This is a genomic window from Patulibacter sp. SYSU D01012 (assembly GCF_017916475.1).
In the GTDB taxonomy this organism is placed as follows: domain Bacteria; phylum Actinomycetota; class Thermoleophilia; order Solirubrobacterales; family Solirubrobacteraceae; genus Patulibacter.
Genome location: NZ_JAFMTB010000003.1, coordinates 573,868 through 595,756 on the forward strand (window position 1 = coordinate 573,868; position 21,889 = coordinate 595,756).

General features: G+C 76.8%; 19 protein-coding genes. 16 read left to right on the top strand and 3 right to left on the bottom strand.

All coding sequences use genetic code 11. The annotated features are described in order from the left end of the window. From J3P29_RS18485 to J3P29_RS18500, 4 genes are read left to right on the top strand one after another with little or no spacing between them, the layout of a single operon-like run. Positions 1-2,073 (top strand): AMP-binding protein, encoded by a 2,073-nt coding sequence (locus J3P29_RS18485; RefSeq protein WP_210495776.1) that lies wholly within the window; start codon positions 1-3, stop codon positions 2,071-2,073. Positions 2,074-2,121: 48 nt separating this feature from the next. Continuing rightward, positions 2,122-3,585, top strand: a complete 1,464-nt coding sequence (locus J3P29_RS18490) for a hypothetical protein (protein WP_210495777.1) — start codon at positions 2,122-2,124, stop codon at positions 3,583-3,585. After that, a complete protein-coding gene (locus J3P29_RS18495) occupies positions 3,582-4,127 on the top strand; it encodes a TetR/AcrR family transcriptional regulator (protein WP_210495779.1) in 546 nt (181 codons plus the stop codon). The genes J3P29_RS18490 and J3P29_RS18495 overlap by 4 nt, the downstream gene beginning before the upstream one ends. A 45-nt stretch (positions 4,128-4,172) precedes the next feature. Continuing rightward, on the top strand, positions 4,173-5,411 hold the full coding sequence (locus J3P29_RS18500; RefSeq protein WP_210495780.1) for a crosslink repair DNA glycosylase YcaQ family protein: 1,239 nt from the start codon (positions 4,173-4,175) through the stop codon (positions 5,409-5,411). A 20-nt stretch (positions 5,412-5,431) separates the two neighbouring features. Here the strand turns inward: J3P29_RS18500 and murD are convergent, their stop codons facing one another. Continuing rightward, the gene (gene murD, locus J3P29_RS18505; RefSeq protein WP_210495782.1) at positions 5,432-6,895 is read right to left on the bottom strand and encodes a UDP-N-acetylmuramoyl-L-alanine--D-glutamate ligase; all 1,464 of its coding nucleotides are present in this window, start codon (positions 6,893-6,895) and stop codon (positions 5,432-5,434) included. Positions 6,896-7,128: 233 nt separating this feature from the next. Between murD and J3P29_RS18510 the strand changes: the two genes are divergently transcribed. Together J3P29_RS18510 and J3P29_RS18515 are read left to right on the top strand one after the other, a co-directional pair. After that, positions 7,129-7,797, top strand: a complete 669-nt coding sequence (locus J3P29_RS18510; protein WP_210495783.1) for a signal peptidase I — start codon at positions 7,129-7,131, stop codon at positions 7,795-7,797. Between the two features lie 249 nt (positions 7,798-8,046). Then, a complete protein-coding gene (locus J3P29_RS18515) occupies positions 8,047-9,309 on the top strand; it encodes an Ig-like domain-containing protein (RefSeq protein WP_210495784.1) in 1,263 nt (420 codons plus the stop codon). Positions 9,310-9,334: 25 nt separating this feature from the next. On the opposite strand, the gene J3P29_RS18520 is transcribed toward J3P29_RS18515, so the two are convergent. After that, positions 9,335-9,817: a VOC family protein gene (locus tag J3P29_RS18520; protein ID WP_210495786.1), complete on the bottom strand. Its 483-nt coding sequence runs from the start codon at positions 9,815-9,817 to the stop codon at positions 9,335-9,337. Between the two features lie 151 nt (positions 9,818-9,968). Between J3P29_RS18520 and J3P29_RS18525 the strand changes: the two genes are divergently transcribed. After that, positions 9,969-11,156, top strand: coding sequence for a PQQ-dependent sugar dehydrogenase (locus J3P29_RS18525; RefSeq protein WP_210495787.1), 1,188 nt, complete (start codon positions 9,969-9,971; stop codon positions 11,154-11,156). On the opposite strand, the gene J3P29_RS18530 is transcribed toward J3P29_RS18525, so the two are convergent. Beyond that, positions 11,153-11,971, bottom strand: coding sequence for a hypothetical protein (locus J3P29_RS18530; protein WP_210495789.1), 819 nt, complete (start codon positions 11,969-11,971; stop codon positions 11,153-11,155). The genes J3P29_RS18525 and J3P29_RS18530 overlap by 4 nt on opposite strands. A 213-nt stretch (positions 11,972-12,184) precedes the next feature. On the opposite strand from J3P29_RS18530, the gene J3P29_RS18535 reads away from it, so the two are divergent. The 9 genes from J3P29_RS18535 to J3P29_RS18575 all read left to right on the top strand — a co-directional run bounded on the left by J3P29_RS18535 (position 12,185) and on the right by J3P29_RS18575 (position 21,800). Beyond that, the gene (locus J3P29_RS18535) at positions 12,185-14,053 is read left to right on the top strand and encodes a copper resistance protein CopC (RefSeq protein ID WP_210495790.1); all 1,869 of its coding nucleotides are present in this window, start codon (positions 12,185-12,187) and stop codon (positions 14,051-14,053) included. A gap of 306 nt (positions 14,054-14,359) precedes the next feature. Continuing rightward, positions 14,360-15,052 carry a YcnI family protein gene (locus J3P29_RS18540; RefSeq protein ID WP_210495791.1) on the top strand — a complete coding sequence of 231 codons (693 nt, stop codon included), beginning with the start codon at positions 14,360-14,362 and terminating at the stop codon, positions 15,050-15,052. Between the two features lie 98 nt (positions 15,053-15,150). Further along, on the top strand, positions 15,151-15,978 hold the full coding sequence (locus J3P29_RS18545; protein WP_210495793.1) for a thioredoxin domain-containing protein: 828 nt from the start codon (positions 15,151-15,153) through the stop codon (positions 15,976-15,978). Positions 15,979-16,139: 161 nt separating this feature from the next. Then, a complete protein-coding gene (locus J3P29_RS18550) occupies positions 16,140-16,961 on the top strand; it encodes a thioredoxin domain-containing protein (protein ID WP_210495794.1) in 822 nt (273 codons plus the stop codon). A 4-nt stretch (positions 16,962-16,965) separates the two neighbouring features. Further along, a complete protein-coding gene (locus J3P29_RS18555; protein WP_210495796.1) occupies positions 16,966-17,421 on the top strand; it encodes a vitamin K epoxide reductase family protein in 456 nt (151 codons plus the stop codon). A gap of 7 nt (positions 17,422-17,428) precedes the next feature. Continuing rightward, a complete protein-coding gene (locus tag J3P29_RS18560; protein ID WP_210495798.1) occupies positions 17,429-18,190 on the top strand; it encodes a thioredoxin domain-containing protein in 762 nt (253 codons plus the stop codon). Between the two features lie 54 nt (positions 18,191-18,244). Continuing rightward, positions 18,245-18,472 (top strand): ribbon-helix-helix protein, CopG family, encoded by a 228-nt coding sequence (locus tag J3P29_RS18565; RefSeq protein ID WP_210495799.1) that lies wholly within the window; start codon positions 18,245-18,247, stop codon positions 18,470-18,472. After that, the gene (locus tag J3P29_RS18570) at positions 18,469-18,921 is read left to right on the top strand and encodes a PIN domain-containing protein (RefSeq protein WP_210495802.1); all 453 of its coding nucleotides are present in this window, start codon (positions 18,469-18,471) and stop codon (positions 18,919-18,921) included. Before J3P29_RS18565 ends, J3P29_RS18570 begins: the two co-directional genes overlap by 4 nt. Continuing rightward, the gene (locus J3P29_RS18575; RefSeq protein ID WP_210495804.1) at positions 18,918-21,800 is read left to right on the top strand and encodes an aconitate hydratase; all 2,883 of its coding nucleotides are present in this window, start codon (positions 18,918-18,920) and stop codon (positions 21,798-21,800) included. The genes J3P29_RS18570 and J3P29_RS18575 overlap by 4 nt, the downstream gene beginning before the upstream one ends. Positions 21,801-21,889 lie beyond the last annotated feature (89 nt).

The following is a 21,889-nucleotide window of genomic DNA, read 5'->3' on the forward strand; positions in this document are numbered from 1 at the left end:
GTGCGGATCACGGAGCGCATCGACCTGCCCGTCGCGCCCGAACGCGCCTGGCGCGCCGTCGTCGAGCCGCGCGTCGTCGTCCGCGCGACCCCCGGCCTGGAGGCGTTCGAGGCGGTGGACGGGGGGCCGCTGCGGGTCGGCTCGCGGATCCGGGCGCTCATGCGCGTCGGGGCCGCCGAGCTGGGCAGCGAGCTCGAGGTGACGGTCCTCAACGAGGGCAGCGACCTGGGCGCCACGAGCGTCACGGGGATCGACCTGCAGGTGGGGCTCCGCGTGCGCCCGCACGGCGACGGCGCCCGCGTGACCGTCCACCTGGGCTTCAACCCGCCGGGCGGGATGACCGGCGCGCTCGCCGGCGCGGTCGTGCGGCCCGAGCTGCGCCGCCGCACCCGGGCGATGCTGCGGGCGATCGAGCGGCTGCTGCTGGCCGAGGAGCCGCCCGCGTCCGTGCCCGGGCCCGCCGCCGTCGCGGGCCGGGCGCTGCGGACCGTCGCGGTGCTCGGCGGCGCGGGCGCGCTGCGGCCGCTGCGCCCCGACCGGGCCGCGGTCGCGCTGGGCCGCCTGGCCGCCTGGGGCCCGACGCCCGCGGGCGCGTACGCCGCCGCGGCCGTCCGCGACCCGCACCGCCTGGCGATCGTCGACGGCGACCGCGCCCTGACGTACGCCGAGCTCGAGGCCCGCACGACCGCGCTGGCCGTCGCGCTGCGCGACCGCGGCGTCGTCGAGGGGCACCGCGTGGCGATCGCGTGCCGCAACCACCGCGGGTTCGTCGAGGCGCTCGTCGCGACCGGCAAGGCGGGCGCCGACGCGCTGCTGGTCAACACCGGCTTCGCGGCGCCGCAGGTGCGGGCCGTCTTCGACCGCGAGCGGCCGACCGCGCTCGTCTGCGACGCGGACCTGCTCGACCTGATGGACGACGCGCTCGGCGCGGGCGGCAGCCAGGTCGTCTCGCGCGTCGTCTCGGCCTGGGGGGCCGGCCCGGCGCCGCGGCCCGGCGTGCGGGCGCTCGAGGAGCTCATCGTCGAGGGCGCCGGCCGCGCGCTGGCCCACCCGAAGGCCCCCGGGCGGGTGGTCCTGCTGACGTCGGGCACCACGGGCGTCCCGAAGGGCACCCGGCGCCGCCGGATCGGCCTGGACGCCGCGGTCTCGTTCCTGGACCGGCTGCCGTACCGCGACGGGAGCACCGTGCTCGTCGCCCCGCCGCTGTTCCACGCCTGGGGGTACGCCAACCTCATCGCCACGCTGCTCCTGGGCGGCACGGTGGTGCTCCGCCGCGACGCCGACCCGGACGGGCTGCTGCGTTCGGCGGCGCGGCACGACGCCGACGTGCTGGCGGCCGTCCCGGCGCACCTGCGCGGCATCCTCGCCCTCGACCCGGCGGCGCGCGAGGCCCACGACGTTTCCCGCCTGCGGGTGGTCGCGGTGTCGGGCTCGCCCCTGCCGGGCGACGTCGCGCGGCGCTGGACGGCGGCCTACGGGCCCGGGCTGCACGCCGTGTACGGTGCCACCGAGGTGGGCTGGGCGGCGGTCGCCGGGCCGGACGACCTGCGCGCGGCGCCGGGCACCGCCGGGCGGATCCCGTACGGCACGCAGGTGCGGATCTTCGACGAGGACGGCGTGCCGCTCCCGACCCACCGCGTCGGACGCATCCACGTGCGCGGGCCGCTGACGAGCCAGCGCTACACGGACGGCACCCGGCTGCCGCAGCGCGACGGCCTGACGGACACGGGCGACCTGGGCTACCTGGACGACCTGGGCCGGCTGTACGTGCTCGGCCGCGCCGACGACATGGTCGTGGCCGGCGGCGAGCGGCTGTTCCCCGTCGCGGTCGAGGACGTGCTAGCCGAGCACCCCGCGGTCGCGGACGTCGCCGTCGTGCCCGACCCGGGCGGCGAGGAGCGGCTGGTCGCGCACGTCGTCCTGGCGCCGGGCGCCATGCTGACCGCGCAGGAGGCCCGCGCGCACGTCGCGGCGCAGCGGCCGCGCGCCGAGGTGCCCGCCGAGGTGCGCTTCCACGACGCGCTGCCGCGCGGCGCCGCCGGCAAGGTGGCGGCGGCGGACCTGCCCGGCTGAGCCGCGCGCGCCGGCCGGCGGACGAAGGGCTCCAGGTACCCTCGAACGGTGAGCGAGACGCCCCTGCCCGCCGTCGCGACGCCCGCCGAGTTCGACCCGGACGGGTTCGCGGCGTTCCGCTTCGTCGGGGTGGAGATCGACGAGGAGGCCGCCGCGGTCACCCTGCGCTACGCGCTCGACGACGCCGTCGCGTTCGCCGAGACGGTCGCGTTCGACGGCGTGACGTGGCCTCGCGACCCCGCGCGCCGCGAGACGCTCGCGCGCCTGGCGCGGCTGCTGCACCTGCTCGCCGGCGTCTCGTACTTCAAGACGGCGGTCCCCGCCCGCATGGTGCTCGAGCCCGGCACGGGCGACCTGGCCGGCGGCGACGCCCCGTCGCCGCGGCTGCGGGCGCTGCTGCGCGAGGTCTACACCCTCGGCCTGGGCGAGTTCGCCTACCGCAACGGCATCGACGTGCGCGAGCGCGGCGCGTGGCCCGCGGCCGCCGAGGCCGCGCCCGCCGCGCCGGTGGCGCTGGACGCCACGGGCCGCACGCTCGTGCCGATCGGCGGCGGCAAGGACTCCGTCGTCGCGCTCGAGGTCGTGCGCCGGGCGGGCCGCGAGGCGCTGCCGTTCTCGGTCGGTCGCGCCGAGCCGATCGTCCGCTGCGTGCAGGCGAGCGGCCTGCCGCACGCCGTCGCGCGGCGCAGCCTGTCGCCCAACATCGGGGCGATCAACGCCGCCGGCGCCCACAACGGGCACGTGCCGGTGACCGCGGTGGTCTCGACGATCGCCCTGATGACGGCGGTCCTCCACGGGGCGGACGCCGTCGCGATGGCGAACGAGCGGTCGGCGTCCGAGGGCAACCTCGTGTGGGACGGGCTCGACGTCAACCACCAGTGGAGCAAGGGCGCGGCGTTCGAGACGGCGTACCGGGACCTGCTCGCGGCCGAGGTCGCCACGGGCCTGGACTACCGCTCCGTGCTGCGCCCCGCCAGCGAGCTCGCGATCGCCCGCGCGTTCAGCCGCCTGACGCAGTACCACCCGCACTTCACGTCCTGCAACACGGTCTTCCGCCTGGACCCCGCGCGCCGCCGCTCGCACTGGTGCGGCGACTGCCCGAAGTGCCGGTTCGTGTTCCTGGCGCTCGCGCCCGAGCTTCAGCCCGACGCGCTCCGGTCGATCTTCGGGGTCGACATGTTGGACGACGAGACGCAGTACGCGGGCTTCTGCGACCTGGCCGGTCTCCGCCACCACAAGCCGTTCGAGTGCGTCGGCGAGGAGGCGGAGTCGCTCGTCGCGATGCGCCTGATCGCCGGACAGGCGCCCGCCGACGTGGCCGTCCTGCACCCCGGGGCACAGGGGGCGTGGGCGGACCACGCCGTCGTGCGTCGCCTGCGCGCCGAGCACCTGGACGACCGTCCGACGGTGCATCCGGCCGAGCTGGCCCCGCCGTACGTCCTCGACGAGGCGGCGCTCGCCGACCTTCCCTCCGACCTGCGCGACGCCGCCGTCGCCGTCCTCGCTCCATGACCGCCCAGACCCCGTTGTCCCCCCGCGCGCAGGAGATCGTGCGCGCCGCCCGCGAGCTGCTCGAGAGCGAGGGACCCGACGGGCTGTCGATGCGCCTGATCGCCGCCCGGCTCGGCGTGCAGGCCCCGTCGCTGTACAAGCACCTGACGGACAAGCGCGCGATCACCAACGCGATCGTGATCGAGGCGCTCGGCGAGCTGACCGCGACGATCGCCGCCGCGATGGACGCCGCCGACGACCGCCTGTGGGCCGGCGCGATGGCGCAGCGGGAGTGGGCGCTGGCGCACCCCCACCTGTACCGCCTGATCATGGAGCAGCCGATCGGCGAGGAGCCCGAGCTGCAGGCCGCCGGGCAGCGCGCCGGCGTGCCGCTGCGGAGCGTCACGGGCGACGACCGCATGGCGTTCACCGCGCTGTGGTGCTTCGGCCACGGCGTGATCGACCAGGAGCTGCGCGGCCGCATCCCGCCCGACATCGACGTGATCGCCCTGTGGCGCCGCGGGCTGGACGCGCTGCGCCCCGACGCGCCCGCCGCGGGCTGAGGCCGCGCCGGCGCCGCCGCCGCGGCGGCGGCTAGCATCGCCGCGATGGCGGCCGGGGCGGCAGGACGGATCTCGGCGGCGGAGGCCCGGCGCATCGCGCTCGCCGCGCAGGGCTTCGCCGACCGCCACCACCGCCGGCCACCCGCGCGCCCGACGACGGCCCACCTGCAGCGCGTGCTCGACCGCGTCGGGCTGCTGCAGATCGACTCGGTCAACGTCCTGGCCCGCGCGCACCTGCTGCCGGTGTACTCGCGTCTGGGGCCGTACGACCTGACGCTGCTCGAGCGCGCCACCGCCCGGCGGCCGCGGCGGCTCGTGGAGTACTGGGCCCACGAGGCGTCGTTCGTTCCGCCCGCCACGCACCGCCTGCTGCGCTGGCGCATGGCGCGGATCCACGACGAGGGCTGGGGCATGATCCGCCGCGCGGGCGAGCAGCCGGAGCTGCTGGCGCTCGTCGAGGAGGAGATCGCCGCGCACGGCCCGCTGACCGCCGTCGAGCTGGAGCGGCGGCTGGAGACGGACGGCTTCGGGCCGCGCCAGGGCAACGGCTACGCCTGGAACTGGTCGGCGGTCAAGCGTGCGCTGGAGTACCTGTTCTTCGTCGGCCGCGTCAGCTCGGCGGGGCGCACCCCGCAGTTCGAGCGGCGCTACGACCTGACGGACCGGGTGCTGCCGCCCGAGGTGGCCGCCGCGCCCGATCCCGATCCCGCGGACGCGCGCCGCGAGCTGGTGCGGATCGCGGCGCGGGCGCACGGCGTGGGGACGGAGCAGGACCTGCGCGACTACTTCCGCCTGTCGCCCGAGCAGGCGAAGCCGGCGATCGCCGACCTGGTGGCGAGCGGCGAGCTGCTGCCCGTCGCGGTGGCCGGGTGGCGCCGCGCGGCGTACCTGCACGCCGAGGCGGCGCGCCCGCGCCGCGTCGACGCCCGCGCCCTGCTGGCGCCCTTCGACCCGCTGATCTTCCACCGCCCGCGGACGGAGGCCCTCTTCGGCTTCCGCTACCGGCTCGAGATCTACGTGCCGCGCGAGAAGCGGGTCCACGGCTACTACGTCCTGCCGTTCCTGCTCGGCGACCGGCTCGTCGCCCGGGTCGACCTGAAGAGCGACCGCGCCGCCGGGGTGCTGCGCGTGCAGGCCGCGCACGGCGAGGCCGGGATCGACCAGGGCCACGTCGCCGCCGAGCTCGCGGACGAGCTGCGGCGGATGGCCGGCTGGCTGGGCCTGGGCGGGGTGGCCGCCGAGCCGCGCGGCGACCTGGCCGGGGCGCTCGCCCTGGCGCTGTAGCCGCCCCGCCGGGTCGCCCGTCAGGCGTCCGGCAAAGCGGCGACCGCGGCGGCGAAGCGCGCGCCGCGGTCCTCGAAGTCGCGGAAGACGTTGTGGCTCGGCGCCGCGGGGGAGAGGAGGACCGTCGCGTCGGGCGTGGCGAGCTCGCGGGCCGCGGCGACGGCGTCCCGGGTGACGGCGTCCGGGTCCGTGCCCTCGACCGTCCGCACCGGCACGGTGGCGCCGGCGGCGAGCAGCGCGTCCGCCAGCCGCGGCCCCGTCCCCGGCAGCGCGACGACGCCCGCCACGTGCACCGGCACCGGCGGCTCGCCGATGGCGCCCGTCGGGACCTCGCCCGCGGCCAGCGCGGCGGCGAGCGCCCCGTACTCCTGCTCGCGGTCGACGCCGCCGGCCAGCAGCACGACGGGGCCGGGCGCGAACGCGGCGACGGCGGCCATCGCCGCCTCGGGCGTCGTCGAGATCGAGTCGTCCACCCATGTGATGCCGGCGCGGCGGCCGACGACCTCCTGCCGGTGCGGCAGCGTCGCGAAGTCGCGCAGCGCGCCCGCCAGGTCACCGATCTCGTGCCCGAGCGCCCGCACGCACTCGAGCGCGGCGCACACGTTCCGTGCCCCGATGACGCCGCGGACCGGCAGCTCGTCGACGCGGCACAGCACGTGCGGGCCGTCGAGCACCCGACCGCCGGCGACGTGCAGGCCGTGCTCCTCGTCGACCCACAGGACCGGGCACGCCAGGTCGTCCGCGGCGGCGCGCAGCCCCGGGTCCGCGTGGGACAGGACCGCCAGCCGCGGCCCGTCGCCCGCGGTCAGGATCCGCAGCTTGTCGGCGTGGTACGTCGCCTCGTCGCCGTGCCAGGGCAGGTGGTCGCGCAGCAGGTTGGTGACGACCGCGATCGTGGGCGCGCGCGGCAGGTCGGCCAGCTGGTAGCTCGACAGCTCGAGCACCCACGCCTCGGGCGGCTGCGCGGGCGCCAGCTCGTCGAGCAGGGGGCGGCCGATGTTGCCCGCCAGGCGGCTCGGCACGCCCGCCTTTCCCAGCAGGTGGTGCAGCAGCGAGCTCGTGGTGCTCTTGCCCTTCGTCCCCGTCACGCCGATGACGGTCTCGCGACCCGCGCGCTCCGCCAGCCACAGGGCGGTGCCGGTGGTGACGACGGCGCCGCGGGCGCGCACCCGGTCGGCCTCGGCGCCGCGGACGGGCACCCCGGGGGAGCGGATGACGACGTCGCAGGCGGCGAGGGCGTCGAGGCCCGGCTCGCCGTGGAGCCACGCGACGGGCCGGCCGTCCGGGCCCGGGGGCAGCGGCGGCGCGTCCGCCGGCGGCGGGGTCGACGTGGCGACCACCGCGCTGGCCCCGGGCGCGTGCCGCGCCAGCGCACGCAGGGCGGCGGCCCCCTCCCGTCCCGCGCCCCAGACGCCCACGCGGCGACCGGCCAGGTCGGCCAGGCGCAGGTCGGCGGGCGGCAGCGGCGGCGGCGGTGACGGCACCCGCCGAGCGTAGCCCCCGACCCCGCCGGGCACCCCGGCGGCCGACGGCGGGGCCCCGGAGCGCGCGCCGTCCCGGACTGCGGCCGGGCGTCGCGCACCGGGGCCGCGAGCGTTGCGAAACGTCGATACGGCGACGACACGACCGCGACCCGCACCTGCGACCCGGCGGGCGGATGCTGGCTCCATCGCCGGGACGCCGTCCCGCGCCGCCTCCCCACCGGACCGTCACCGCCATGTACTACGCCGCCGCCGTCTCCGCCGGTCCCCGCCCGCGCCGCCGCGTCACCCCGCTCCGCGTGGCCGGCTGGGCCGCGAGCCTCGTCGCCGTCGTGCTCGCTGCCGCGATGCTGCTGCCGCCGCTGCTCGGCTTCGACCGCTACGTGATCGTCTCGGGGTCGATGACGGGGACGTACGACACCGGGTCGATCGTCTACACCCGCGAGAAGCCGGTCGCGGCGCTGCGCGTGGGCGACGTCATCACCTACGCGCCGCCGGCCGGCGCGAGCCCGCAGGACCTCGTCACCCACCGCATCGCGGCGATGACGCCCGGCCCGGGCGGGCAGACCGTCTTCCGCACGAAGGGCGACGCGAACGCCGCCGCCGACCCGTGGACGTTCTCGCTCGAGGCGCCGCGCCAGGCCGTCGTGCGCTTCGGCGTGCCGTACCTGGGCTACGCGATCTCGGCGCTGTCCGTGCGGCAGGTGCGGATGGTGCTGCTCGGCGTCCCGGCCGCCGGCGTGGCGCTGCTGCTGCTCGTCGGGCTGCTGCGCGACGCCCGGCGCGAGGCGCAGGAGGAGCGGACGCGTCGCGACGAGGCTCCGGCGGCCCCGAGCGCCGGCGACGAGCCGGCGGGGGACGCCCGCCCGCGGCGGGGCCTGCGCAGCCGGCTGCGCGCCGCCTGAGGCCGGCCCCACCGCGCGTCGCGCGGCGTGCCGGCCCGGACCGCCCGCGGGGCGCTCCGCGGCCCTGAGGGCCCATGCGCCCGACGCGTGACCACGCCGCCCGGGTCCGGCCGGTCCGGCCGATCGCTCCGCGGCCTGTGGCCCCGGCCCGTCCGGCCGATCACCCGGGGGAGCGGACCGATACCGGTCGCATACCTCGCCGACGTGCCGCTGCCAGCCGCCGGCGGCACCATCCCTCCCGTACCGCCGATGTCCTCCCGTCGCCGCCACCTCGCCCCCGACCTGACGCCCGCGCAGCGCCGCGCGGCCGTCGCGCTCGGGCTGCTCGCCCTGGTGGGCACCGCCGCCTCCGTCACCCCGTCCGGCGCGACGTACGCGAGCCACCGCGCCAACCCGGGCAACGCCGTCACCGCGGCGAACGACTGGGTGCCGCCCACCGTCGCCGTCACGGATCCCGGCGCGAGCCTGCGCGGCACGGTCACGCTGGCGGCGTCGGCGAGCGACGCCCGCTCCGGCGTCGCGTCCGTCGTCCTCCAGGTCGCCCCCGAGGGCTCGACCGCCTACGCCGACGCCTGCACCGCCACGGCCGCCCCCTACGCCTGCTCCTGGGACACGAGCCGCGTGGCCGACGGCCGCTACAAGGTCCGCGCCGTGGCCACCGACGCCGCCGGCAACCGCGCCACGAGCGACCCGGTCACCGGCCGGCTCGTCGACAACACCGCGCCGACCGTCGCCCTGGCCGACCCGGGCACGCCCCTTGCGGCCGGCAACGTCACGCTGACCGCGTCCGCCGACGACGCCGGCTCGGGCGTCGCGAAGGTGACGATCCAGCGCGCCGCCGCGGGCACCGGATCCTGGACCGACGTCTGCACCCAGACCAGCGCCCCCTACGCCTGCACCTGGGCGGCCGCCGTCGGCAGCTACGACCTGCGCGCCGTCGCGGTCGACGCCGCCGGCAACGCGACGACGAGCGCCGTCGTGACGGGCCGCCAGGTCGTCGCCGACACGATCCGGCCGACCGGCGTCTCGATCCGCACGACGAACGTGAGCGGCGGCGTCGCCGGCCGCCTGGACGCGGGCGACACCCTGACGCTCCGCTACTCCGAGCCCATGCAGCTCGGCTCGATCCTCAAGGGCTGGACGGGCGGCACGAGCCCCGCGTTCACCGTGCAGGTCGGCGCCGGCGGCTGGCTGGGCTCCAGCGACGACGCCCTGTCGTTCGTCGCGACGGGCACGGGGCCGACGCCGAACATCGGGCCCGTCGACCTCGGCTCGGGCTCCTGGGTCACGATCTTCGACAGCCTGCGCTTCGCGGCGACGGCCACCGCCGCCACCGTGAACGGCGCGACGGAGCTGACGATCACCCTCGGCGCGCGCAGCGGCTCGGGTGGCACCTCGGCCGTCGGGGCGGTCCGCCTGGGCTGGAGCCCGTCGTCCGCGTCGACCGACCTGGCCGGCAACGCGGCGGACCCGGCCACCGTCCGCCAGAGCACCGCGGTCGTCGCCTTCTAGGCGGCCACCGGGCGGCGGGGACGGATCAGGCGGGCTCGCCGTCCGCGGCGGCGCGCAGGGCGGCGAGGTCGAGCTTGCGCATCGCGAACATCGCCCGGGTCGCGCGGCGGACCCGCTCCGGGTCGCCGCCGCGCATCAGCTCCTCGAGCCCGTCGGGGACCACCTGCCACGAGAGCCCGAAGCGGTCCTTGCACCAGCCGCAGCGACCCTCCTCGCCGCCGTCGGCGGTCAGGGCGTCCCACAGCCGGTCGACCTCGGCCTGGTCGGCGCAGGGGATCTCGAACGACACGGCCTCGGTGAACGGGAACTGCGGTCCGCCGTTGATGGCGGTGAAGCGCTGCCCCTGCAGCTCGAAGACGACGAGCATGGTCGACCGCTCCGGGCCGGGGCCCGCGGGGCCGTAGGGCACCGTCGTCACGATCCGCGACGCGGGGAACAGGCTGGTGTAGAAGGCGGCCGCCTCCTCGGCCTGCGTGTCGAACCAGAGGTTGGGGACGATGGGGCGCACGGGTGCTCCTCGGCTGCGGGCGGCGGGGCTCGCCGCCCTGTCGGCTCCTGGGACCGGGTCGGCCGCGGGAACTCATCGGTCGCGGGCGGCCGGGCGGCGGGCGCCCCGCCGCACGCCGCCGGGCGGACGCCCCGGCGTATGCTCGCCGTCGATGTCCCGGGCCCCCGCCGCAACGCTGCCGCTGCTCGCCCTCGCGGCGGCGGCCGTGGCGGGGTGCGGCGAGGAGCCGGCGTCCGCGCCCGCCCGACCGACGCCGCCGGCCGCGGCCCAGCTGTCGCCCCAGCGGGTCCTCGACGCCCCCACGCTGCGGGTGCGGCCGGTCGCGACCGAGTTCCGCCGCGCCGTGGAGCTGGTGCGCGAGCCCGGCGCCCGCGGGCGCATCCTCGTCCTGGAGCAGCGCGGCACGGCCCGCTGGCTCGACGGCGCGCGCCCGGCGAAGGGCGCGCCGTTCCTGGACATCCGCGGCACGGTGCTGCGAAGCGAGGAGCAGGGGCTGCTGGGCCTGGCCTTCCTGCCCGGCTACGCCCGCGAGCCGCGCGTGGCCGTGCACTACACGGACACCGAGGGCGACAGCCAGGTCGCGATCTACCGCGTGCGCAACGGGCACGTGGACCCGCTGTCGGCCCGGCCGGTGCTCCGCGTCGAGCAGCCGTACGCCAACCACAACGGCGGCGAGCTGGTCGTCGGACCGGACGACCTGCTGTACCTGGGGATGGGCGACGGCGGGTCGGCGTTCGACCCGCGGCAGAAGGCCCAGGATCCGCGCTCGCCGCTCGGGAAGATCCTGCGGATGGACCCGGCCGAGGACCGCCCGCGCTGGCGCCGCGTCGCCCTCGGGCTGCGGAACCCCTGGCGGCTGAGCTTCGACGCGCGCACCGGGGCGCTGTGGGTCGCCGACGCGGGCCGCGACTCCGCCGAGCAGCAGACGGAGGAGATCGACCGCATCCCGGCGCGCCGCCTGCGTGGCCGGGCCGAGACGAACTTCGGCTGGGCGGCGTTCGAGGGCGGCCGCGAGCAGCAGAACCGGCGACTGTCCCGGACCGGCACGCTGTCCTGGCCGATCGCCTCGTACACCCAGCGCGACGGCTGCTCGGCGACGGGCGGCCTGGCGCTGCGCGGCGGGGACGGCCCGCGCGCGCTGCGGGGCCGCTACGTCTTCGGCGACATCTGCTCGGGGATCGTGTGGTCGATCCCGGCGGACGCCGGCGGCGGGGCGACGATGCGGCGCGAGGGCGTCCGCGTGCCCAACCAGACGTCCTACGCGGTCGACCGCGACGGCCGGCTGCTGGTCTCGACGCTCGGCGGCCGGGTCGTCGAGCTGCGCGACCGCGCGCGCTAGAGCCCCGGCGGGTGGACGACGCGGAAGCCGGCGGTGCTCCGCGACGCCGTCTGCCAGCGCGAGCCCGTCTGCTGCCGGCCGCTCGTGTCGAAGCGCAGGCCCGCGACGGTCATGAACGTGTGGCCGTCGTTGGCGTAGATCGTCACCCAGCGGCCCGGCCCGGGCTTGCCCCACGCGGCGAGCGCGCCCGACGTCATCGGCGCGTCGATCAGGCCGGCGGCGGCCAGGGCGAACGAGATCGAGCCCGAGCAGTCGTACGCGCTGTCCTGCCAGATCTCGCCGGCCAGCCGGCCGTGGCCGCCGCCGTAGACGTACGGCTTGCGGGCCACCTGGTTGCCGGCACGGATGATCGCGGCGACCTTGCCGGGCGCGTCGGGCGGCACGGACGCCAGCCCGTCGCCGCCGACGGTCGCGGCGCTCACGAGCTGCTCGGTGTCGTCGCCGCCCGCGGAGCGCAGCGCGCGGCGCAGCTCGGCCTTCACGGCGTCGTCGGACGGGGCGCCGGAGGGCAGCGTGTCCGGGGGCGGGGCCGAGGACGACCCCGCGTCGGGCGGCGCGTCGGGCGCGGCGTCGTCGCTCCCCGGGGCGGCCGTGGCCTGCGGGGGCGGCGCGGCCGGGAGCGCGTCGTCGACCGGGACGGGCAGCGCCGCGCCGGCGAGCGCCCAGCCCTTCAGCTGCGGGGCGGGCCGGCCGTCGTCGGCCGTCGCCCCCACCGCGACCGCGCCGGCCGCGGCGAGCACGGCCAGGCCGCCGCCCGCCCGCGCGGCGCGCGAGCGCCACCACGGCCCGCCGCCTGTCGCTCGCCCGGTGCGCATGCGGGCACGATAGCCCGTGGGGACGGGCGGTGGGGCCGGTCGGTACGGTTCGCCGGTGCGACGCTCGACGCCGTCGGCGTCCGGGCTCGGGCGTCGTCGCTCCGCGCGACCCGAGGTCTCCGTGCTCCGCATCCCCTGTCGTCCCGCCGCCCCGCCCGCGGCGTCGGTCATCGCCCTCCCCGTCCTTCCGGGCACGCCCGTCCGGGCCCCGCGGTGACCGGCGGGCGCCTCCGTCCGGGGCTCGCCCGCCCCGCCCGCCGGCTGCTGCTCGTGCTGGCGGCGCTGCTCGCGGGCGTGGGCGCCGTGCCGGCCGGGGCGGCGGCGCACGCGGCGCTGCGGGCGACGAGCCCGGCGTCCGGGGCCGTGCTGCCGGCCGCGCCGCGGCAGGTCGTCTTCACCTTCAGCGAGCGCGTGGAGGGCTCGTTCGGCGCGCTGCGCGTCGTCGACGACCGCGGCCGGCGCGTCGACGACGGGCGCGTGTCGCGTCCCGCCGGTCGCGACGACCAGCTGGCCGTCGGCGTGCGGGCGGGCACGGGGCGGGGGGCCTACGCGGCCACCTACCGCGTCGTCTCGGCGGACGGGCACCCCGTGTCGGGCGGCGTCACGTTCGTCGTGGGGCGCGGAGTCACCGCGGCTCCGCCCGACGTGTCCGCCCTGAGCGCGCAAGCCGCCGCACCGGCGGGCGTCGGCACCGCGCTCTCCGTCGCCCGCGTGGTGCGGTACCTCGGGATCGGGGCGGCCGGCGGCCTGCTGACGCTGCTGCTGGTCGTCTGGGCGCCGCTGCAGCGCCGCGGGGCGGTGCCGGCCGCCGCCGACGCGGCGTTCGGGCGGCGCGCCGTGCGCGGCCTGCGGCTGGCCGCGCTCGTCGGCGGCGTCGGCGCGCTCGCGGCCCTCGTGCTGCAGACGGCCAACGCCGGCGCGACCGGGGTGGTCGACGCGCTTCGCCCGGGGGCGCTCGGCGACGTCCTCGGCACCCGCACCGGCCTGTGGTTCGCGCTGTCCGCCGTCGCCTTCGTGGTGGTCGGCGCGCTGGCGCCGGCGGCGGTCCGCAGCGCCCGGCCCGGGCGGACGCCGGCGAGCGCGGCGGTCCTCGTCGCGCTCGGCCTGCTCGTCGTCGCGCCGGCGCTCGGCGGCCACGCCCTCGCGTCGTCGCCGGCGTGGGCGCTCGTCCCGCTCCAGGTCGTGCACGTGGCGGGGATGAGCGCGTGGCTCGGCGGGCTGCTCGGCCTGCTGCTCGTGCTGCCGCGCGCGGCGGCCGCGCTGCCGGCCGGGCGCGAGCGCACCGCGCTGCTCGCCGGCGTGCTCGTCCGCTTCTCGCCCGTGGCGCTCGTCGCCGTCGGCGTCCTCACCGCGGCCGGCACGGTGCTCGCCATCCTGCACCTGACGACCCTCTACGACCTGACGGACACCGCCTACGGCCGCGCGATCCTGGTCAAGGCGCTGCTGCTCGTCGCCGCGATCGCCGTGGCCGTCGTGCAGCGCGAGTTCCTGGTGCCCCGCCTGCGGCGCGCCGCCGAGCGCGGGGGTGCCGCGGAGAGCGAGGGCCCCGCGGGGAGCGAGGGAGCCGCCGAGGACGAGGGCGCCGCGGAGGGCAGAGGTGCCGCCGAGGGCGAGGATCCCGCCGACCCGGGCGCCGCGGGTCGTCACGTCCGGACGGCGCTGCGGACCGAGGTGGCGCTGCTCGTGGCGGTGCTCGCCGCGACCGGCGCCCTGGCTGGCTACGCGCCGCCGAAGTCGCAGGGCGTCGGCCCCGTGGCCGTCGTGCGCACGGCCGGCGACGTGCAGCTGCAGCTCACCGTCGACCCCGCCCGCACCGGGCCCAACGCCCTGCGCCTGGACGCGCTCGACCGCCGCGGCCGACCGCTGCGGGGCGTGCGCGAGCTGCGCGTGCGGGCGGTGCCGCCCGGCCGGGCCGGGGGCAGCGACGTCCCCGTCGACGTCGCCTTCGTCCCCGCCGGCCCCGGCCGCTGGAGCGCGGCCGCCGTCCCGCTGGGGACCCCCGGCGGGTGGACCGTCGACGTCGTCCTGCGAACGGGCGCGTTCGACCAGGTCGAGGCCGAGCTGCCCGTGCGGGTGCGATGACGCTCGCGCACGCGCTGCTGGGCCTGGCGCCCGCCGTCCTGCTGCTGGCCACGCTGCTGCTCGGCCGCTACCCGGGTGAGCGGACGCTCGCCCGCTGGCGGGCCCGGCGCGCGCGTCCGCGCGCCCGGACTCCCCGGACGGCCGCCCTGGGCGTGCGCCGCGGCGCCGCCCGCGTCGGGCCACGCGGCGGCCGGCTGGTCGGCGCCGGCGTGGCGAGCCGCCCGCCACCCCGGCGCGCCGGCGCCCCGGCCGCGCGCCGGGCGCCGCGCCCCCACCGACCGACCACCCCCTGCCCCGGAGCACCCCATGTCCACCAAGCAGTCCCTGACCGTCGCCGGGCTGGCGACGGTCGGCGCGGTCCTCGCCGCGCCGGCGCTCGCGAGCGCCCACGTCACGATCCAGCCGCCCGACGCGCCCGCCGGCTCGTACGCCGTCGTGGCGGTCCGCGTCCCGAACGAGCAGGACGACCACGGCACCACGAAGGTCCAGGTGCGGTTCCCGCCCGGCGTCGCGTCCGCCCGCTACGAGCCCGTCCCGGGATGGCGGGCCACGGTCGCCACCCGTCCCGCCGCCACCCCGATCGACGTGCACGGGGAGCGCGTGACCGACGAGGTCGACACGATCACGTGGACCGCGACCGGCCGGGCGGCCGCGATCGCCCCCGGACAGTTCCGCGACTTCCCGGTGGCGATCCGCGTCCCCGACGGCCCCGAGGGCACGGCGCTGACCTTCAAGGCGCTGCAGACCTACGAGGGCGGGGACGTCGTCCGCTGGATCGGCGCCGCCGACGCCGAGACGCCGGCGCCGACGCTGACGCTCGAGGCGGCCCAGGACGACGACCACGGTCATGCCGCGGGCCACGCCGCCCCGGCCGCCGAGGACGGCGACGACGACGGGGGCGGCAGCGACGCCGTGGCCGTCGTCCTGGGCGCCGTCGGGCTCGTCGCCGGCCTGGCGGGCCTGGGCGTCGCCCTGGCGGCGCGGCGGCGCTCGGCGTAGGACCGCGCGGAGGGCGGGCCCGGCCGGCCCTCCGCGCCTTACGGACGGTTTACGGCGCATTCAGCGCCGCCAGGCGGCACGCGGGCCAGGATCGGCGCATGACGTCGAGGAACGAGGAACGGGACCGGGCACGAGCGGCCCGTCAGGAACGGGAGCGCGGCGAGGCGGCCGCGCGCGAACGGGCGCGCCGGCGCAGGCTGCTGCTCGGCGCCGGCGGGCTGATCGTCGCGATCGTCGCGGCGGTCGTCGCCGTCGGCGCCTTCAAGAAGGACCCGACCGACGGGGCGTCCACGGCGAGGGTCGACGGCGTCGAGGTGCGGGGCGGGGCGGAGACCGCCGCGCTGCTGCGCGGCCTGCCCCAGCACGGCGAGACCCTCGGGGATCCGGACGCGCCGGTCACGATCCTCGAGATCGCCGACCTGAAGTGCCCGGGGTGCCAGGCGCACGAGGTGCAGACGCAGAAGGCGGTCGTCGACCGGCTGGTGCGGACGGGCAAGGCGAACCTGGAGCTGCAGCTCGTGAACTACCGCGACGCCGCGGCCGGGACGTCGGACGGAGCGGCCGCGCGACGCGCGGCCTACAACTTCGCCGGGAAGGACCGGTTCTGGAACTTCGTCCACGCCGCCTACTACAACCAGGGGCAGGAGACGACGGCGTGGGCGAGCGAACGGACGTTGCGCCGGATCGCGGCGGCGGCGCCGGGCATCGACCCGGCCGGGGTGGACGTGCGCGAGACGCCCCGCTCCCGCGCGGCGATCGCCCGAGCGGACGCCCTCGCCGCGGCGCTGCGGAACGACCAGACGCCGGCGCTCTACGTCCAGCCTCGCGGCCGGCGCGAGTACACGCGGCTCGACGACGGGGCGACGTCCGACGTCGACGCGCTCGAGGCGGCCGTGGCGAAGGCGACCGCCCGCGCGCGCGGGTAGGGCGCGCGCCCGGAGCGGTGCCGCGAGGAGCCCGGGGGCACGGCGCCGAGGGAACGGCGTACGCCCCGGCCCGACAGGAAGGCGGACCGCGGTCCGCCTTCCTCATCGGACCTTTACCCGACGTTCAGTGCGCGGGGCCGGGTTTGCGCCACAATGCCCGCATGTCGTCAGCGAACAAGAAGCGGGAGCAGGCCCAGAAGGCCCGGCTCGAGCGCGAGAAGGCCGAGCAGGCCGCCCGTGAACGCAGCCAGCGCCTGAAGCTCCTGGGCGGGGCCGTCGTCCTCGTCCTCGTGATCGTCGGCGTGGTCCTCGCCGCCGGGGTGTTCAAGGACACCTCGGGCGGATCGAAGGACACGAAGGTGCAGGTCGACGGCAACGAGGCGAACGTCAAGGGCGTCGCCGAGACGAACGAGCTGCTCAAGGGCGTGCCGCAGAACGGCACCGTCCTGGGCAAGCCCGACGCGCCGGTGACGATCATCGAGTTCGCCGACATGAAGTGCCCGGCCTGCCAGCAGTACGAGGTCACGCACCAGAACAAGGTCGTGGACGAGCTGGTGAAGACGGGCAAGGCCAACCTGAACCTGCAGCTCATCAACATCATCGACCCGAACGCGGGGACGACCGACGGTGCCGACGCGCGCCGCGCCGCGCTCAACCTGGTCGCGAAGAACAAGTTCTTCAACTTCGTCCACACGAGCTACTACAACCAGGGCCTCGAGAACGACACCTGGGCGACCGAGAAGCGCCTGAAGGAGATCGGCGCGGGCGCCCCCGGCGTCGGCGCGGCGGCGATCAACATCCGCGAGACCCCCGCCGTGCGCGAGCTGCAGGCCAAGGCCGACAAGCTCTCGCAGGACCTGAAGGTCTCGGGCACCCCGGCCTTCTACGTCCAGCCCCGCGGCACCCGCGAGTACACCCCGGTGCAGGACCCGATCAACGGGCTGACCGAGGCCGTCGACGCCGCCGCCAAGAAGGCGAAGTAGTCCGATGCTCGACCGGCGGCTGCGCATCGCCCAGTACGTGCTGGCCCTCGTGGGCCTGGCGTCCGCGGGCTACCTGACGTACACGAAGTACGCCCACGGCGGCGTCTGCGGCGTGAGCGGCGGGTGCACGACGGTGCAGCAGTCGCCGTGGTCCGAGCTGTTCGGCATCCCCGTCTCGGTCCTGGGCATCGTGGGCTACGTGGGCGTCCTCGTGGCGCTCTCCCTGCGCGGCGAGCTGCCCCGCCTGGCGCTCGTGGTGATCTCGGGCGTCGGCTTCGGCTTCTCGATGTTCCTGATGTACCGCGCGTACATCACGCTCGAGGCGTTCTGCCCCTTCTGCACGACGAGCGCGCTGATGATGACGCTGCTCTTCGTCGTCAGCACGGTGCGCTACCTGCGCGGCCCCGACCCCGAGCCGGCGGCGTCCGGCGGCGGCGTCGCGGAGCCGCTCGCGCGGTAGGGCGTCCGTGGGCGTCTCGCCCGACGAGCTGCACCGCCTGCGCCGGGGCCAGCGCCTCGGCGCGGCGTTCCTGCTGATCGCCGTCGTCGTCGGCGCCCTGCTCGCCACGGGCGTGCTCGGCGGCGGCGACCCCGCCCGCAACGCCTCCGTCGTCGACGGCGTGCGCGGCGTGCGCGAGACGAGCGCGCTGCTCCGCGGGGTGCCGCAGGACGGCATCCGCCTGGGGCGCGCGGACGCGCCGGCCGTCGTCGTCGAGTTCGCCGACCTGAAGTGCTCGGCCTGCCGGGGCTTCGCCCTCGACGACCAGGAGCAGGTGGTCCGCGACCTCGTCCGCACGGGCAAGGCCAGCCTGGAGCTGCGGCTGATCGGCCTGGACGGGTTCCGCCCCGACAACCTGACCGGCCGCACCGCCGCCTACGCGCTGGCCGCGCAGGACCGCATGTGGCCGCTCGTCGAGCTGGCGTACTGGAACCAGGGCGACGAGCGCGAGCGGTGGATCACCGACGCGTCGCTCGGCCGCCTGGCCGCGGCGTCCCCCGAGCTGCGCGGCGTGACCGTGTCGACCCGCGAGACCGCCGAGAGCCGGCGGCTGTCCGCCGAGGCCGACCGGCTGCGCGCGGCGCTCGGCGTCGACCGCACGCCCACCTTCTACGTGCGGCCGCGCGACGAGACCGCGCCGTCGGCGCACGAGCGGGTCGACGTCGGCCCCTTCGGCGACCGCGCGAAGGCGATCGCGAAGGCCGTGCGCGCCGTCACGGCCCGCGACTGACCGACGGCATTCCGACCCTGAAGGTCGGGAACGTAGGGTGGTACCCTACGTCGGGTGAAGAAGACGAGCCTCTACCTCGAGGAGCAGCTCGACGCCGCTCTCGCCGCCCGCGCGGCGGAGGAGGGCGTCACGAAGGCGGAGTTCATCCGCCGCACGCTCGCGGGCGCGGTCGAGCGCCCGTCGCGCCCGCGCCCGCGGTCGATCGCCGTCTTCGACTCCCGCGACGCCGACGCCTCGGCGCGCGTGGACGACACGCTCGCGGCGACGGAGTTCGGCGCGTGAGCATCGTCCTCGACACGAGCTTCGTCGTCGCGCTGATGGACCGCGGAGACCGGCACCACGACGCCGCCCGCGCCGTCTTCGACGCCACGGACCAGGACTTCGTCACCACCCCGCTCGCGCTCGCCGAGATGGAGCACCTGGCCGCCCGCGCGGGCGGCCCGGACGCCCGCACGGCGCTGTGGGACGACCTGGCGAGCGGCGTTTATGGCGTCCGGTGGTGGGCAGACGGCTTGCGGGACGCCCTCGCGGTCGCCCGCGCGCACCCCGGCCTGGACTTGACCGACGCGTCCCTCGTCGCGCTGGCCGGCCGGCTGAACACCACCCGCATCGCCACGCTCGACCACCCCCGCTTCCGCTCCCTGCAGACCCGCGACGGGCAGCCGTTCACGCTGCTGCCCGCCGACGCGTCCGCGCCGTCCTCCACCGACACCGAAGGACCTCACGCATGACCGACCACCCCAACAGCTTCGGCGCCAAGGACACGCTGTCCGTCGGCGGCCGCGACCTCGAGATCTTCCGCCTCGACGCGCTGCAGTCGAAGTACGACGTCGCGCGGCTGCCGTACTCGCTGAAGATCCTGCTCGAGAACCTCCTGCGCACCGAGGGCAACGGCTCCGTGACGAAGGAGCAGATCGAGGCGCTCGCGACGTGGGACGCGAAGGCCGAGCCCTCCGAGGAGATCGCCTACACGCCGGCGCGCGTGGTCCTGCAGGACTTCACCGGCGTCCCGGCCGTCGTCGACCTCGCCGCGATGCGCGACGCGATGGCCGACCTGGGCGGCGACCCGTCGAAGATCGAGCCGCTCGTCCCGGCCGAGCTGGTCATCGACCACTCCGTGCAGGTCGACGCGTTCGGCAACCCGCAGGCGTTCGCCACCAACGCCGCCAAGGAGTTCGAGCGCAACGAGGAGCGGTACCAGTTCCTGCGCTGGGGCCAGAACGCGTTCGACTCGTTCAAGGTCGTCCCGCCGGACACCGGCATCGTGCACCAGGTCAACCTGGAGTACCTGTCGCGCGCCGTCTTCGTCAACGACAAGACCGGTCAGGCGTACCCGGACACGCTGGTCGGCACCGACTCGCACACGACGATGGTCAACGGCCTGGGCGTGCTGGGCTGGGGCGTCGGCGGCATCGAGGCCGAGGCCGCGATGCTCGGCCAGCCGATCCCGATGCTGATCCCGAACGTCGTCGGCTTCAAGCTCACGGGCGAGCTGCCCGAGGGCGCCACGGCGACCGACCTGGTCCTGACCGTCACCGAGCTGCTGCGCCAGACCGGCGTCGTCGGCAAGTTCGTCGAGTTCTTCGGCGAGGGCGTCACGCGCCTGCCGCTGGCCGACCGCGCGACGATCGGCAACATGAGCCCGGAGTTCGGCTCGACCTGCGCGATCTTCCCGATCGACGAGGAGACGATCCGCTACCTGGCCTTCACCGGTCGTCCGAAGGAGCAGCTCGAGCTCGTCGAGGCCTACGCCAAGACCCAGGGCCTCTGGCACGACCCGGAGGAGGAGCCGACGTTCTCGCAGATCGTCGAGCTCGACCTGTCCACGGTCGTCCCGTCGATCGCCGGCCCGAAGCGCCCCCAGGACCGCGTCGCGCTGTCCGAGGCGAAGACCGAGTTCCGCGAGGCGCTCGTCAACTACGTGTCGACCGAGGACGCCGGCGGCGCCGGTGACGACCGCAAGCCGGGCGTGCCGCCGGCGGACACGAAGAAGGGCTCCTACGAGGACGAGGGCTCCGCGATGAGCTTCCCCTCCTCGGACCCGCCCGCGTCGCAGGTGCCCGGCAACGGTCACGGCGCCGACCACGACGAGCCGCGCGAGCACGACCACTCCGGCGTCGCCACGCGCGCGTCGACGAAGACGGCCGTGACGATGGACGGGCAGGAGTTCGAGCTCGACCACGGCCACGTCGTGATCGCCGCGATCACCTCGTGCACGAACACGTCGAACCCCTCGGTGATGGTCGCCGCCGGCCTCGTCGCCCGCAAGGCGCGCGAGCTGGGCCTCGACCGCAAGCCGTGGGTCAAGACGTCGCTCGCCCCGGGCTCGATGGTCGTCACCGACTACCTGGAGCGCGCCGGCCTGAACGAGGACCTGGACGCCCTGGGCTTCAACCTCGTCGGCTACGGCTGCACCACCTGCATCGGCAACTCGGGCCCGCTGCCGGACGAGATCTCGAAGGCCGTCAACGACGCGGACCTGGCCGTCACCTCGGTGCTGTCGGGCAACCGCAACTTCGAGGGGCGCATCAACCCCGACGTGAAGATGAACTACCTGGCGTCGCCGCCGCTGGTGGTCGCCTACGCGCTCGCGGGCACGATGGACTTCGACTTCGAGTCCGACCCGATCGGGCAGTCGTCCGACGGCAAGGACGTGTACCTGAAGGACGTGTGGCCCACGTCGCGCGAGGTCGCGGACACGGTGCAGGAGTGCCTGCAGTCCGACATGTTCCGCAAGAGCTACGCGCAGGTCTTCGACGGCGACGAGAACTGGCAGAACCTCGACGTCCCGACCGGTGACCGCTACGCCTGGGACGAGTCGTCCACCTACGTCCAGAAGGCGCCCTACTTCGACGGCATGCCGGCGGAGCCGACGGCGGTCGAGGACATCCAGGGCGCCCGCGTCCTGGCGAAGCTCGGCGACTCGGTGACGACGGACCACATCTCGCCGGCCGGCGCCATCAAGCGCACCGCCCCGGCCGGCAAGTACCTGGAGGGCCGCGGCGTCAAGCCGGCGGACTTCAACTCCTACGGCTCGCGCCGCGGCAGCCACGACGTGATGATCCGCGGCACGTTCGCGAACATCCGCCTGCGCAACCAGCTCGCGCCGGGCACCGAGGGCGGCGTCACGCGCTACCTGCTCGACGACGGCAAGCTGCCCCAGGGCGAGGAGACCTCGATCTTCGAGGCCTCGCAGGCGTACCAGGAGGCCGGCGTCCCGCTCGTCGTCCTCGGCGGCAAGGAGTACGGCTCCGGCTCCTCGCGCGACTGGGCGGCGAAGGGCACCAACCTGCTCGGCGTCCGCGCCGTCATCGCCGAGTCCTTCGAGCGCATCCACCGCTCGAACCTCGTCGGCATGGGCGTCCTGCCGCTGCAGTTCCCCGAGGGCGAGAGCGCCGAGTCGCTCGGCCTGACGGGCGAGGAGACGTTCACGGTCGACGGCCTCGCCGACGCCCTGAACGCCGGCGAGCTGCCGAAGACGGTGAAGGTCACCGCGGGCGACGTCTCCTTCGACGCGCGCGTCCGCATCGACACGCCGAAGGAGGCGGACTACTACCGCCACGGCGGCATCCTCCGCTACGTCCTGCGGTCGCTCGTCGCGGCGAACTGACCCGGTCGGCGGCGCGGGGGGCACCCCGCGCCGCCGACCCGCGGCGGCCCGCCCGGGCTGCCGGATGACCGGGCGGCTCGGCGCCGCGG

Coding starts and splice junctions, on each gene's coding strand:
- J3P29_RS18495 (WP_210495779.1), top strand. CDS start 3,582: ATGACCGCCCAGACCCCGTTGTCCCCCCGCGCGCAGGAGATCGTGCGC.
- J3P29_RS18500 (WP_210495780.1), top strand. CDS start 4,173: ATGGCGGCCGGGGCGGCAGGACGGATCTCGGCGGCGGAGGCCCGGCGC.
- J3P29_RS18510 (WP_210495783.1), top strand. CDS start 7,129: ATGTACTACGCCGCCGCCGTCTCCGCCGGTCCCCGCCCGCGCCGCCGC.
- J3P29_RS18515 (WP_210495784.1), top strand. CDS start 8,047: ATGTCCTCCCGTCGCCGCCACCTCGCCCCCGACCTGACGCCCGCGCAG.
- J3P29_RS18525 (WP_210495787.1), top strand. CDS start 9,969: ATGTCCCGGGCCCCCGCCGCAACGCTGCCGCTGCTCGCCCTCGCGGCG.
- J3P29_RS18530 (WP_210495789.1), bottom strand. CDS start 11,971: ATGCGCACCGGGCGAGCGACAGGCGGCGGGCCGTGGTGGCGCTCGCGC.
- J3P29_RS18540 (WP_210495791.1), top strand. CDS start 14,360: ATGTCCACCAAGCAGTCCCTGACCGTCGCCGGGCTGGCGACGGTCGGC.
- J3P29_RS18545 (WP_210495793.1), top strand. CDS start 15,151: ATGACGTCGAGGAACGAGGAACGGGACCGGGCACGAGCGGCCCGTCAG.
- J3P29_RS18550 (WP_210495794.1), top strand. CDS start 16,140: ATGTCGTCAGCGAACAAGAAGCGGGAGCAGGCCCAGAAGGCCCGGCTC.
- J3P29_RS18555 (WP_210495796.1), top strand. CDS start 16,966: ATGCTCGACCGGCGGCTGCGCATCGCCCAGTACGTGCTGGCCCTCGTG.
- J3P29_RS18575 (WP_210495804.1), top strand. CDS start 18,918: ATGACCGACCACCCCAACAGCTTCGGCGCCAAGGACACGCTGTCCGTC.